Source organism: Bradyrhizobium sp. 25ACV, assembly GCF_054863005.1.
Genome location: NZ_JAVAYO010000001.1, coordinates 645,263 through 658,289, shown reverse-complemented (window position 1 = coordinate 658,289; position 13,027 = coordinate 645,263). Strand labels below are relative to the sequence as shown.

The 13,027-nt window shown below is 64.1% G+C and carries 9 protein-coding genes; 7 read left to right on the top strand and 2 right to left on the bottom strand.

Annotated features, from left to right (window positions below):
• Positions 1–256: 256 nt before the first annotated feature.
• Together RAD04_RS02860 and RAD04_RS02855 are read right to left on the bottom strand one after the other, a co-directional pair.
• Complete coding sequence (locus RAD04_RS02860; protein WP_461622703.1) at positions 257–1,993, bottom strand: protein kinase domain-containing protein; 1,737 nt, start codon at positions 1,991–1,993, stop codon at positions 257–259.
• Positions 1,994–2,053: 60 nt separating this feature from the next.
• A complete protein-coding gene (locus RAD04_RS02855; RefSeq protein ID WP_092259682.1) occupies positions 2,054–2,893 on the bottom strand; it encodes a formate/nitrite transporter family protein in 840 nt (279 codons plus the stop codon).
• Positions 2,894–3,568: 675 nt separating this feature from the next.
• Here RAD04_RS02855 and RAD04_RS02850 point away from each other — a divergent pair.
• The 7 genes from RAD04_RS02850 to RAD04_RS02820 all read left to right on the top strand — a co-directional run bounded on the left by RAD04_RS02850 (position 3,569) and on the right by RAD04_RS02820 (position 12,870).
• A complete protein-coding gene (locus RAD04_RS02850; RefSeq protein WP_183258565.1) occupies positions 3,569–4,888 on the top strand; it encodes a CmpA/NrtA family ABC transporter substrate-binding protein in 1,320 nt (439 codons plus the stop codon).
• A 60-nt stretch (positions 4,889–4,948) separates the two neighbouring features.
• Positions 4,949–5,845, top strand: coding sequence for a nitrate ABC transporter permease (gene ntrB, locus RAD04_RS02845; RefSeq protein WP_461622544.1), 897 nt, complete (start codon positions 4,949–4,951; stop codon positions 5,843–5,845).
• A 13-nt stretch (positions 5,846–5,858) separates the two neighbouring features.
• Entirely contained in the window at positions 5,859–6,653 is a 795-nt protein-coding gene (locus RAD04_RS02840; RefSeq protein ID WP_461622543.1) for an ABC transporter ATP-binding protein, read from the top strand.
• Positions 6,654–6,989: 336 nt separating this feature from the next.
• Complete coding sequence (locus RAD04_RS02835; protein ID WP_461622542.1) at positions 6,990–8,369, top strand: MFS transporter; 1,380 nt, start codon at positions 6,990–6,992, stop codon at positions 8,367–8,369.
• 119 nt (positions 8,370–8,488) lie between these two features.
• Positions 8,489–8,917, top strand: a complete 429-nt coding sequence (locus tag RAD04_RS02830) for a globin family protein (RefSeq protein WP_461617297.1) — start codon at positions 8,489–8,491, stop codon at positions 8,915–8,917.
• A 10-nt stretch (positions 8,918–8,927) separates the two neighbouring features.
• Positions 8,928–10,145 (top strand): NAD(P)/FAD-dependent oxidoreductase, encoded by a 1,218-nt coding sequence (locus tag RAD04_RS02825; protein WP_461622541.1) that lies wholly within the window; start codon positions 8,928–8,930, stop codon positions 10,143–10,145.
• A gap of 28 nt (positions 10,146–10,173) precedes the next feature.
• Positions 10,174–12,870, top strand: coding sequence for a nitrate reductase (locus tag RAD04_RS02820; RefSeq protein ID WP_461622702.1), 2,697 nt, complete (start codon positions 10,174–10,176; stop codon positions 12,868–12,870).
• Positions 12,871–13,027 lie beyond the last annotated feature (157 nt).

The following is a 13,027-nucleotide window of genomic DNA, read 5'->3' as shown; positions in this document are numbered from 1 at the left end:
AGGCGCGTCACTTTGAGAAAGTGTATTCTATCGCTGATGGGCGGCGCTCGATAGAGGCCAGCGCATGCTTGAGCTTTGGAACAGCTGGTACGACACCTTGGCCTCGGTGGAGGCGCTTGCCACGGTCATCATCATTGTCCTAGTGGCTGCAGGCGCTATCACGCTGGCGGATAGTCGGCGCCGAGGTGTCCGAGATTGATTGGGGGGAGACCTCGATAAGGTTCCCGTATGACCGCCAGAAGCTGACGCTTCGGCCCTAGCGGGCGTGCAGTAGCGCCAGCAGCACGACAACGGCGCAGGCGAGCGCGGCCGAGGTCAGCTTCCAGAACATCAGCGGGCTGCGCTCCAATAGCGGCGTGATCCGCGTGTCCAGATAGGCTGGATTGGGCGTGCGAAGCTCGAAGACGAACTCGGACAGGTCCTCGTGCCGCTTGTAGGGATCGGGATGCAGCGCGCGGCGGAGCGCGCCGTCGATCCAGGCCGGCACGTTGCGGTCGTCGTCTGCGGAGCGATATTTGAGCCTGCGCACGTCCGCCTTGCGCCGGATCCTGGCAATTTGGGCGCCGTAGGGAAGCTTTCCCGTCAGCATCTGGTAGCAGATCACCGCCAGCGAAAACATGTCGGAGCGCGGCGAGCCGCCTTGCCCGAGAAAATACTCCGGCGCCGTATACTGGACCGTGCCCAGGATTTCGTCGGCCTCGTCCCGTGGCGCGGCCTCCGCCACGCCCGCGACCCTGACCGATCCGAAGTCGATGATCTTCGCGGTGCCGGTCTTGTCGATCAGGATGTTGTCGGGCCTGAGATCCTGATGCAGCATCTCCATGCGGTGGAAGGCGCGCAGGCCCGCGGCGATCTGCTCAATGATGCCACGCACGGTTTCGAGATCGGGGCGCGGATTGTCGGTCATCCACTGCTTCAGGGTCTGCCCCTCGACGAATTCGGTCGCGACATAGAGATAATTGCGGCGCCGCGATTGCGAGAGCGGCTTCAGCACGTGCGGGCTGTCGATCCGGCGCGCGATCCACTCCTCCATCAGGAAGCGCTTGAGATAGGCGGCGTTGTCGCGCAAATCGACCGACGGCAGCTTGAGTGCGACCGGCTCCTCGGTCTCGACATCGACGGCGAGATAGATGTGGCTGCGGCTGCTGCCGTGGATCTCGCGGACGATCCGGTAGCCGTCGAACATCGCGCGCGGCTCCGGCAGCGGAGGCAGCGGCAATTGTGAGGTCTGATTGAAGATGCCGGCCGGCTCGCGCTGCGGCACCGCGTCGATGCGGATAATCTGGACGGTGATGTTGTCGTCGCTGCCGCGCCGGTAGGCTTCCTCGACGATCGCCCTTGCCGCTCCGTCGAGCTCGCCTGCGTGCTCGTTCAGCGCGCTCGTGATGAAGCGCGCGTCGACAAATTCGTAGGCGCCGTCGGTCGCCAGCAGGAACGTGTCGCCGGCCTCGACCTCGAACGCCAGGTAGTCGATCTCGAGCTGTGGATTGATGCCGAGCGCGCGGCCGAGATAGGTCTGCTCCGACGACACGATGATCCGATGATCGTCGGTCAGTTGCTCGAGCGCCTTGCCGGCGACGCGGTAGATGCGGCAGTCGCCGACATGGAAGATGTGCGCGGTGGTCGCCTTGATGACCATGGCGCTCAGGGTGCAGACGTAGCCCTTGTCGCGGTCATAGGCGTATTGGCTCTTGCGCGTCTGCGCGTGCAGCCAGGAATTGGTCGCGTCCAGCACGCGGCGGGCGGAGGTCTTCACCGTCCAGGATTCCGACGTGCAGTAATAGTCCATCAGGAAGCTCTTGACCGCCGACTCGCTGGCGATCTGGCTCACCGTGCTGCTCGAGATGCCGTCGGCGAGGACCGCCGCGATGCCCTTCAGGCCGAGCAGCGGCTCCTCGGGAATCAGGACGCCGTGGAAATCCTGGTTGACCGGCTTGCGGCCCTTGTCCGAGTGCTGGCCGACCGAGATCAGGAGTCCGCGGGTCATCGTCATCACCAGGAGAGGGGAGCCTCACCCTGCTCGGGCGAGGCTCCCCTGTCGAGACGTATTCGATCAGGCGGCGACGCGGGGCTTTGCAGCCTTGTCGACCTGGCGCTTCGGCAGGGTCATGACGTGCGTGGCGTAGAGGGTCATGCCGGTGAAGGCGAGGCCGCCGACGAGGTTGCCGAGCACAGTCGGGATCTCGTTCCAGATCAGATAATCCAGGATCGAGAATTTTGCGCCGAGCAGCAGGCCGGACGGGAACAGGAACATGTTCACGACGGAATGCTCGAACACCATGTAGAAGAACACCAGGATTGGCATCCACATCGCGATGACCTTGCCGGGGACCGAGGTCGAGATCATGGCGCCGACGACGCCGGTCGAGACCATCCAGTTGCAGAGCATGCCGCGCATGAACAGCGTCGCCATGCCGGCCGCACCGTGCGCGGCGTAACCGAGCGTGCGGCTTTCGCCGATGATTCCGATCGCGGTACCGACCTTGTCCGGCGGCTGCGTGAAGCCGAAGGTGGTGACGAAGGCCATCATGAAGGCGACCGTGAACGCACCGGCGAAATTACCGATGAACACGAGGCCCCAGTTGCGCAACACGCCGCCGATCGTGACGCCAGGACGCTTGTCGATGAGGGCAAGCGGCGAGAGCACGAACACGCCGGTCAGGAGGTCGAAGCCGAGGAGGTACAGCATGACGAAGCCGACCGGAAACAAGAGCGCGCCGACCAGCGGCTGACCCGTGTTGACGTTGATCGTGACGGCGAACCATGCGGCGAGCGTGAGGATGGCGCCGGCCATGTAGGCGCGGATGATGGTATCCCGGGTGGACATGAAGATCTTGGACTCGCCCGCATCCACCATCTTGGTGACGAATTCCGAAGGCGCGAGATACGACATCAATGGTTCCTTTTGCTTCGTAAGAGAGATCGACGCGCCCGGGAGCGCGGCTGCAACGTCATGGACCGTGCCGGCCGGCCTGCCGCGCACGAGGGCTATGGAATGTCTGGAAGCCTTGGGAATCGCGTCGCGAGGACTAAAGCCGGGAAGGGCCGCGAAGCAGTTGAGCTTCCGGATGCAGCCGCCAGAGGCTGCAGCAATGCGGCGAACCGCAGTCTTCGTTGACGTCTAAGGAAATGCAAGTTGCGTGCCGTACCGCTGACCAAGAAAGATATGAGCAATATCAAAGAGATGGATGGTGGCTCGATCCGGCGCTACTGCGCTTGGTAGCCTCTTGCTTGATCTGCTGCACAAGGTTTGTGCGGCGCACAAGGATTGAGCAGGTCGCAACTTTCGCATGCGGAGCGCCCCTGCGACAGTCGCGCGCAGTCTCTACAACACACTGATTGATAAGCAATTTTTGTGGTGTCGGGCTTGGCATGAAGCTTGAATAGTTCCATGCCGACGCCATTGAAGCCGTCCCGCGAGACTTCTCATCCGACTTGCCGACGCCATCAGGCGGGGGTCTCCCCGCCGTGCGTTCGCATGCGCCAAAGACGGCGCCGCCGGACGGACGGGCTGCTCGTGTGCACTGACGCCATCAATTCTGCAACGATGCAAAGGACGACACTGCCTATGACCAAGCGCACCCGCCGGCCCTCGGAGACGGGCCTCAGCCGCCGTCAATTGTTGAAGGCCACCGGCTCGACCGCCGCACTTCTCGCCGCCGCAAAACTGAATTTCCCCGCCGGCGCTTTCGCGCAGGATTCAGGCCCCGAGGTCAAGGGTGCCAAGCTCGGCTTCATCGCGCTGAGCGATGCCGGCCCACTCTTCGTCGCCAAGGACAAGGGCCTGTTCGCTAAATACGGCATGCCCGACACCGACGTGCAGAAGCAGGCCTCCTGGGGCACCACGCGCGACAATCTCGTGCTCGGCTCCGAAGGCAATGGCATCGACGGCGCGCATATCCTGACGCCGATGCCGTATCTGATCTCGGCCGGCAAGGTGACACAGAACAACCAGCCGACGCCGATGTACATCCTGGCGCGGCTCAATCTCGACAGTCAGTGCATTTCGGTCGCCAACGAATATGCCGACCTCAAGCTCGGCGTCGATGCATCGCCGTTCAAGGCCGCGCTGGAGAAGAAGAAGGCCTCCGGCAAGGCCGTGAAAGCCGCGATGACCTTCCCGGGCGGCACGCACGACCTCTGGATCCGCTATTGGCTCGCTGCCGGCGGCATCGATCCCGATAAGGACATCGAGACCATCGTGGTGCCGCCGCCGCAGATGGTGGCCAACATGAAGGTCGGCACCATGGACTGCTTCTGCGTCGGCGAGCCCTGGAATCTGCAGCTGATCAATCAGAAGATCGGCTACACCGCGGTCAACACCGGCGAGCTCTGGAATAAGCATCCGGAAAAGTCCTTCGGCATGCGCGCCGCCTTCGTCGACAAATATCCGAAGGCCGCCAAGGCGCTGCTGATGGCCGTGATGGAAGCCCAGCAATGGGCCGACAAGGCCGAGAACAAGGCCGAGCTCGCCGCCATCATGGGCAAACGGCAGTGGATGAACTGCCCGGTCGAGGACGTGCTCGATCGCAGCGCCGGCAAGTTCGACTACGGCATTCCCGGCAAGGTGGTCGAGAACTCGCCGCACATCATGAAGTACTGGCGCGACTTCGCTTCTTACCCCTTCCAGAGCCACGACCTCTGGTTCCTCACCGAGGACATCCGCTGGGGCAAGTATGAGCCTGGCTTCGACACCAAGGCGCTGATCGCCAAGGTCAATCGCGAGGACATGTGGCGCGATGCGGCCAAGACGCTCGGCGTTGCCGCCGCGGAAATTCCAACCTCCACCTCGCGCGGCAAGGAGACCTTCTTCGACGGCAAGGTGTTCGATCCGGAAAATCCGGCAGCCTATCTGAAATCGCTCGCGATCAAGCGCGTCGAAGTCTGATGGAGCCTGCGGCCGCCGTCAGGCGGCCGCTTCGTCCTTTGAAGCCGGAGAGGGATTTCGATGAACATGCCTGCCACGAAGATTGAGCTTGAGACCGCGTCACCTGCGGCCGTTGCCGCGCCGGTCGTCGCACTGACGCCGAAGCGTCCGCCGCGCAAGGAAGCCTATGCACGGATGGCGCGGGAAACCGCCGTGCGCGTGCTCCCGCCGCTGGTCGTGATCGCGCTTTTGACGCTGGTGTGGGAACTGGTCTGCCGTCGCGCCGGCTCGGCGCTGCCGCCGCCGTCGAAAGTGTTCAAGGACACCAAGGAGCTGATCCTCGATCCGTTCTTCGACCATGGCGGCATCGACAAGGGCCTGTTCTGGCATCTGTCCGCCAGTCTGCAGCGCGTTGCCCTGGGCTATTCGCTCTCGGCGATCGCCGGCATCGCGCTCGGCGTCCTGGTCGGACAGTCGGTCTGGGCCATGCGCGGGCTCGATCCGCTGTTCCAGGTGCTGCGCACGATTCCGCCGCTGGCCTGGCTGCCGCTGTCGCTCGCGGCCTTCCGCGACGGTCAGCCCTCGGCGATCTTCGTCATCTTCATCACCTCGATCTGGCCGATCATCATCAACACAGCGGTCGGCATCCGCAACATCCCGCAGGACTATCGCAACGTCGCCGCGGTGGTGCAGCTCAATCCGCTCGAATTCTTCGCCAAGATCATGATCCCGGCGGCTGCGCCCTACATCTTCACCGGCCTTCGCATCGGCATCGGCCTGTCGTGGCTGGCGATCGTCGCGGCGGAAATGCTGATCGGCGGTGTTGGCATCGGTTTCTTCATCTGGGACGCCTGGAACTCCTCACATATCAGCGAGATCATCCTGGCGCTGTTCTATGTCGGCATCGTCGGCTTCGTGCTGGACCGCGTGATCGCTGGCCTCGGCAAGGTCGTCACCCGCGGCACCGCGCTGAACTGAGAGGAGAGGGCACATGACCGCCTATCTGAAGCTCGACCACATCGACAAGGTCTTTACCCGCGGTGCCGCCACCACGGAGGTGCTGAAGGAGATCAATCTCACGATCGAGAAGGGCGAATACGTCTCGATCATCGGCCATTCCGGCTGCGGTAAGTCGACCCTGCTCAACATCATCGCGGGGCTGACCAACGCCACCACCGGCGGCGTGCTGCTGGAAAACCGCGAGGTCAACTCGCCGGGGCCCGACCGCGCCGTGGTGTTCCAGAACCACAGCCTGTTGCCGTGGCTCACCGTGTACGAGAACGTCAGGCTCGGCGTCGACAAGGTCTTTGCCAGGACCAAGTCCCGCGCCGAGCGTGACGCCTGGGTCACGCACAATCTCAATCTGGTGCAGATGGCCCATGCCAAGGACAAGCGTCCTTCCGAAATCTCCGGCGGCATGAAACAGCGCGTCGGCATTGCGCGGGCGCTGGCGATGGAGCCGAAGGTGCTGCTGCTGGATGAGCCGTTCGGCGCGCTCGACGCGCTGACCCGTGCTCACCTGCAGGACTCGGTGATGGCGCTGCATCAGAAGCTCGGCAATACCATTTTGATGATCACTCACGACGTCGACGAGGCCGTGCTGCTGTCCGACCGCATCGTGATGATGACCAATGGGCCGAGCGCGCGGATCGGCGAGGTGCTGGAGGTGCCGCTGGTGCGTCCGCGCAAGCGGCTCGAGCTCGCCACCAACACCACCTATCTGAAGTGCCGTCAGCGCGTGCTCGAATTCCTCTACGAGCGTCATCGCTTCGTCGAGGCCGCGTAACGAAGAGTTAACGCAAGCGGATGCCCGCGCACAAATAATCGACATCCCGCTCAATCCTTGTGCGTCGCACAAGGTTTGAGCGAATCGCAAATTTAGCGTGCGGAAAAGCCCTGCAAAAACTTCTGGCAATACGAATAACGTCCTGAAATCCCTATATTTCCAGCGTGCGCGCAACTGGCACGGAAATTGAAGTGTCTTTGCGCGACGCCAACGACGACGTCCCTCAACATCATCAATCAGCATCGTGAACTCGCCACCGGGGTGAAGCCTCGGAGCGTGCCTCCATGTGAGGCAGAGCCTGCAACGACGCAGCGGTGAGCCTGGAAGGGATACTCAATGACGAAGAATCCTACTTGGATTTCAGACTGGCGCCCCGAAGATGAGGCGTTCTGGAATGCGACTGGCAAGACTATCGCGCGACGCAACCTGATCTGGTCGATCGTGGCCGAGCATATCGGCTTCTCGGTCTGGCTGATCTGGAGCATCGTCACCACCAAGCTGCCGCAGGCGGGCTTTCACTATTCAACCGACCAGCTGTTCCAGCTGATCGCGGTGCCGGGGCTGATCGGCGCCCTGATGCGCTTTCCCTACACTTTCGCGGTGACCACGTTCGGCGGCCGCAACTGGACTATCTTCAGCGCGGCGATCCTGTTCATTCCGACCTTGTCGCTTGCCTATTTCGTGAGCCAGCCTGATACGCCGTTCTGGCTGATGCTACTGATCGCCTCGACCGCGGGTCTCGGCGGCGGCAACTTCGCCTCCAGCATGACCAACATCTCCTTCTTCTTCCCTGACCGGATGAAGGGCTGGGCGCTCGGCCTGAACGCGGCCGGCGGCAATATCGGCGTCTCCAGCGTGCAGCTCCTGACCCCGATCCTGATGACGCTCGCCGTCTTCAACCTGTTCCAGGCGACCCCGGTCGACGGCATCTTCCTGCAGAATGCCGGCCTGATGTGGGTGCTGCCGATCGCGATCGCGGTGTTCGGTGCCGTGTTCTTCATGAACAACCTGACCACGGCGAAGTCGTCGGTGAAGAACCAGCTTGCGATCGTCAAGCGCAAGCACACCTGGATCATGGCGTATCTCTATATCGGCACGTTCGGCTCCTTCATCGGCTATTCGGCTGCGTTTCCGCTGCTGATCAAGACCCAGTTCCCGCAAATCACGATTGCGATCGCGTTCCTCGGGCCTCTGGTCGGATCGCTGTCGCGTCCGCTCGGCGGCTGGCTCGCCGACAAGATCGGTGGCTCCATCATCACCTTCTGGAACTTCATGGTGATGGCGGGCGCAACGGTCGGCGTGCTCTACTTCGTCGGGCAGAAGGATTTCATCGGCTTCCTGTCGATGTTCCTGATCCTGTTCGTGACGACGGGCATCGGCAACGGGTCGACCTATCGCATGATCCCCTCGATCTTCCGCGAAGAGAACCTGTTCAAGGTGCGCGGCAAGGGCGATGCGGCGCGCGCGCTCGCGCTGAAGACGGCGAGCATCGAGAGCGGTGCGGCGGTCGGCTTCATCGGCGCGATCGGCGCCGTCGGCGGCTACCTGATCCCGACCGGTTTCGGCAAGTCGATCGCCCTGACCGGCGGCCCCCAGCTCGCGCTCGCGATCTATCTCGGCTTCTACGCCAGCTGCCTCGGCTTGACGTGGTGGTTCTACCTGCGTCGCGGCCCGCAGGGTGAGGGCGCCTCAAGCCTCGCGGAGGCGCGAGTCTGACACTTGGTACGAATCTCGCTTCTCCCCGTACGCGGGGAGAAGCATTGCCCGACAGTTTGACCATGAACCTGGTTCGCAATGGCGCGCACCAAGGCAAACCCAACAGGCAGGAGAACATCATGACGCCAGAACAGATCACCCTCATCCAGCAGAGCTTCGCCAAGGTCGCGCCGATTTCGCAAGCTGCCTCCGTGTTGTTCTACGATCGTCTGTTCGAGGTGGCGCCGTCCGTGCGCGCGATGTTCCCTGAAGACATGACCGAGCAGCGCAAGAAGCTGATGGGCATGCTCGCCGCCGTCGTCAGCGGCCTGTCGAACCTGGAGACGATTCTTCCCGCGGCCTCCGCGCTCGCCAAGCGTCACGTCGCTTACGGCGCCACGGCCGAGCACTATCCCGTGGTCGGTGCGACCTTGCTGTGGACCTTGGAGAAGGGCCTTGGCGAGGCCTGGACGCCCGAATTGGCAAAGGCCTGGACCGACGCTTACGGCGTGCTGTCCGGCTACATGATGTCCGAGGCCTATGGCGCGCAAGCGCAGGCCGCTGAATAGGAGATGCCTCGTGAGTGAACCGCTGGTCATCGTCGGTAACGGTATGGCAGCCGCGCGTCTGGTCGACGAGCTCGCCAAGACCGCACTCGGCCGCTACGCGGTCGCCGTGATCGGCGAAGAGCCGCGGCTCGCTTACAATCGCGTGCTGCTTTCATCCGTGTTGGCCGGCGAGACCGGCTCGCACGAGATCGAGCTCCGGCCGGCCGATTGGTGGCGTCATCGCGGCGTCACGGTGCGCTACGGCTATCGCGTCACCGAGATCGACACCGGCCGCCGCGAGCTCAAGATCGAGGGCGAGGAGAGCATGGAATATTCCAAGCTCGTGCTCGCCACCGGGTCGACGCCGCTGCGGCTGAATTTGCCGGGCGCCGATCTCGCCGGCGTGCACACGTTTCGCGATACGCGCGACGTCGACCTTTTGCTGACGCTGGCCGCTGCGAAGAAGCGCGTCGTCGTGGTTGGCGGCGGCCTGCTCGGGCTCGAGGCAGCCTACGGCCTTGCCAAGGCCGGTGCGCCGGTGACGCTGCTGCATTTGATGGACCGGCTGATGGAGCGTCAGCTCGATGGGCCGGCCGCCGACCTGCTCAAGACGCTGGTCGAGCGCAAGGGCATCCGCATCCTGCTCAATGCCTCGACCGCCCGCATCCAAGGCGATGGTCATGTCGAGGCCGTCGAGCTTGCCGATGGCAGCCGCATCGAGGCCGATGCGGTGATCTTCGCCGCCGGCATCAAGCCGAACGTGGCGCTTGCCAAAGACGCCGGCATCGCGGTCAACCGCGGCATCGTCGTCAACGATTTGATGCAGACGGCATCACCCGACATCTTCGCGCTCGGCGAATGCGCCGAGCATCGCGGCACCTGCTATGGCCTGGTCGAGCCCGCCTATGAGCAGGCGCGGGTGCTGGCACGGCATCTGGCCGGGCGGCCCGCCGCCTATCAGGGCAGCGTGGTCTCGACCAATTTGAAGGTCTCCGGCGTCAGCGTGTTCTCCGCCGGCGACTTCATGGGCGGGGAGGGCAGCGAGAGCCTGGTGCTGACCGACCGCAGGCGCGGCACCTACAAGAAGCTCGTGATCGCCGACGGCCGGCTCACCGGCGCGGTGCTGATCGGCGATACCGTCGATGCGCTCTGGTATATCGAGCTGATCCGCAATCGCGACAAGGTTGCGGCGATCCGCACCGACATGATGTTCGGCCGCGCGCTCGCGCGTCCTTCCAAGGCGGCTTGATAGAGCCGGCGTGACAAGGCAGCTTGATATGACGGCGATCGATCCCACGCTTCGTGCCACCAAGACGACCTGTCCCTATTGCGGCGTCGGCTGCGGCGTGTTGGCGACGCCGGACGGCAAGGGCGGGGCCGCGATCGCGGGCGACCCCGACCATCCCGCCAATTTCGGCCGGCTCTGCTCGAAGGGTTCAGCGCTCGGCGAGACCGTCGGGCTGGAAAGCCGGCTGCTCTATCCGATGATCCGCTGCAAGGGCGTGCTGGAGCGCGTCGCCTGGAGCGATGCGCTCGATCATGTCGCCCATCGCATGCAGCACATCGTGGCGCGAGATGGCGCCGATGCGGTCGCGTTCTATCTCTCCGGCCAGCTCCTCACCGAGGATTATTACGTCGCCAACAAGCTGATGAAGGGCTTTGTCGGCACGGCGAATGTCGACACCAATTCACGGCTCTGCATGTCGTCCTCGGTCGCCGGCCATCGCCGCGCCTTTGGCGCCGACACAGTCCCCGGCTGCTATGAGGATCTCGACCAGGCCGATCTGCTGGTCTTCGTCGGCTCGAACGCGGCCTGGTGCCATCCGGTGCTGTTCCAGCGCATGCTGAAGAACCGTGGGAAGCGTGGCGCGCGCATGATCGTGATCGATCCGCGCCACACCGACACTGCAAGCGATGTCGATCTGTTCCTCGGCCTCAAGCCGGGCACCGATACCGCGCTGTTCTCCGGCCTGTTTGTCCATCTCGCCGACAGCGGCGCGCTGGACCAGGACTACATCGCGCAGAACACGAGCGGTTTCGACGACGCGCTGGCGCGTGCGCGCAGCATCGCCGGCAGCGTCACTGCGACGGCGCTCGCGACGGGTCTCTCCGAGCAGGATGTCGCCACTTTCTTCAAGATGTTCCGCGACACGGACCGCGTCGTCACGCTGTATTCGCAGGGCGTCAACCAGTCGGCGCAGGGCACCGACAAGGTCAACGCGATCCTGAACTGCCATCTCGCGACGGGGCGCATCGGCAAGCCCGGTGCCTCGCCGTTCTCGCTCACCGGTCAGCCCAACGCGATGGGCGGCCGCGAGGTCGGTGGTCTTGCCAATATGCTCGCCGCGCATATGGGCTTCACGCCGCCCGACATCGATCGTGTCAGGCGGTTCTGGAAGGCGCCGCGCATCGCGACCCATGAGGGCTTGAAGGCGGTGCAGCTGTTCGAGGCCATCCATCGCGGCGAGGTCAAGGCACTCTGGGTGATGGGCACCAATCCCGCGGTGTCGCTGCCCGATGCTGACTTCGTGCGCGAGGCGTTGAAGAAGCTCGAGCTGTTCGTGGTCTCCGAGAACGTGCTCTCCAATGACACGGTCGATGCCGGTCCGCATGTGCTGCTGCCGGCGCTCGCCTGGGGCGAGAAGTCGGGCACAGTGACCAATTCCGAGCGCCGCATCTCGCGCCAACGCTCGTTCCTGCCGGCGCCGGGCGAGGCGCGGCCGGACTGGTGGATCCTGAGCGAGACGGCAAAGCGTCTCGGCTTCGGCGACAGCTTCAACTACAAATCGGCGGCCGAGATTTTCCGCGAGCACGCCGCGCTCTCGGCGTTCGAGAACGACGGTAGCCGCGATTTCGACATCGGCGCGCTGACCTCGCTTTCGGACGAAGGCTTCGATGCCCTAAAGCCGGTACAGTGGCCGGTGCGTGAAGGCGAGACGTCCAGCGAGCGCTTCTTTGCAAAGGGTGGCTTCTTCACCAATGACGGCAAGGGCCGCTTCATCGCGCCGGAGGTGCCGTCGCTGCGCGGCGAGACCGGCGCCTCGCGTCCCCTCAGGCTCAACACCGGACGCATCCGCGACCAGTGGCACACCATGACGCGCACGGGCCTCAGCCAGCGCCTGGGCGCGCATCTGCCGGAGCCCTTCGTCGAAATTCACCCTGATGATGCCGGCAAGTACGGCATCGTTCACGACGGCTTTGCCCGCGTTACCACCGATTACGGTCAGTGCATCCTGAAGGTCGTCGTTAGTGACGGCACTCAGCGTGGCACGTTGTTCGCGCCGATCCACTGGAGCGCGATGAACGCCTCGCATGGCCGCGTCGGAGCGCTGGTGCAGTCCTTCACCGATCCATTCTCAGGGCAGCCGGAATCCAAGGCGACGCCGGCTGCGATCGCGCCTTACGAATTCGTCTTCCGCGGCTTTGCGCTGTCGCGGAAGCAGCTCGATCTGCCGCCGAACCTGTTGTGGACCCGCGTCACGGTCACCGGCGGCTTCGGCTATCTCTTCGCCGACAACGCCGACCTTTCGCGCTGGCCGGCCTGGCTCGAGAGCGTCGCCGGCGAGGACGTTGCCGACTATCGCGACTTCGGCGGCGGGGTCTATCGTGCGGCGTCGTTCGCGGGCGATCAGATCGAGACCTGCCTGTTCGTCGGCCCCGCGCATGATGCGGGCGACTGGGAGGTGGTGAAGAGCCTGTTCGTGGCCGACCTCGTCACCGACGATCAGCGCCGCATGCTGCTGTCAGGCAAGTCCGGCGAAGGCGCCGCCTCGACCGGACCGATCGTCTGCGCCTGCTTCGGCGTCGGCCGCGGCACCATCTGCGAGACCATCGCGGCCGGCGCGCGCTCGGCTGCCGAGATCGGCGCCAAGCTCAAGGCCGGCACCAATTGCGGCTCCTGCATTCCGGAACTGAAGCGCCTGATCGCGACGACGGACGTGGCGCCGGTGAAGCAGGCGAAGGTCGTCGCATAGGCTCGGCTGTCATCGCCCGGCTTGACTGGGCGAGCCAGTACGCCGAGACATCTGTGATGAAGCGGTGAGGCCGCGGCGTACTGGATTCCCCGCTTTTGCGGGGAACGACAGTGAGGGCGAGGCGCCATGCCTCCGCCTCAATCGACGCGCCGTCGAT

What these genes read in the sequence shown, in the direction of transcription:
- RAD04_RS02860 (WP_461622703.1), bottom strand. Translation starts at nt 1,993, where the DNA reads ATGACGATGACCCGCGGACTCCTGATCTCGGTCGGCCAGCACTCGGAC.
- RAD04_RS02855 (WP_092259682.1), bottom strand. Translation starts at nt 2,893, where the DNA reads ATGTCGTATCTCGCGCCTTCGGAATTCGTCACCAAGATGGTGGATGCG.
- RAD04_RS02850 (WP_183258565.1), top strand. Translation starts at nt 3,569, where the DNA reads ATGACCAAGCGCACCCGCCGGCCCTCGGAGACGGGCCTCAGCCGCCGT.
- ntrB (WP_461622544.1), top strand. Translation starts at nt 4,949, where the DNA reads ATGAACATGCCTGCCACGAAGATTGAGCTTGAGACCGCGTCACCTGCG.
- RAD04_RS02840 (WP_461622543.1), top strand. Translation starts at nt 5,859, where the DNA reads ATGACCGCCTATCTGAAGCTCGACCACATCGACAAGGTCTTTACCCGC.
- RAD04_RS02835 (WP_461622542.1), top strand. Translation starts at nt 6,990, where the DNA reads ATGACGAAGAATCCTACTTGGATTTCAGACTGGCGCCCCGAAGATGAG.
- RAD04_RS02830 (WP_461617297.1), top strand. Translation starts at nt 8,489, where the DNA reads ATGACGCCAGAACAGATCACCCTCATCCAGCAGAGCTTCGCCAAGGTC.
- RAD04_RS02820 (WP_461622702.1), top strand. Translation starts at nt 10,174, where the DNA reads ATGACGGCGATCGATCCCACGCTTCGTGCCACCAAGACGACCTGTCCC.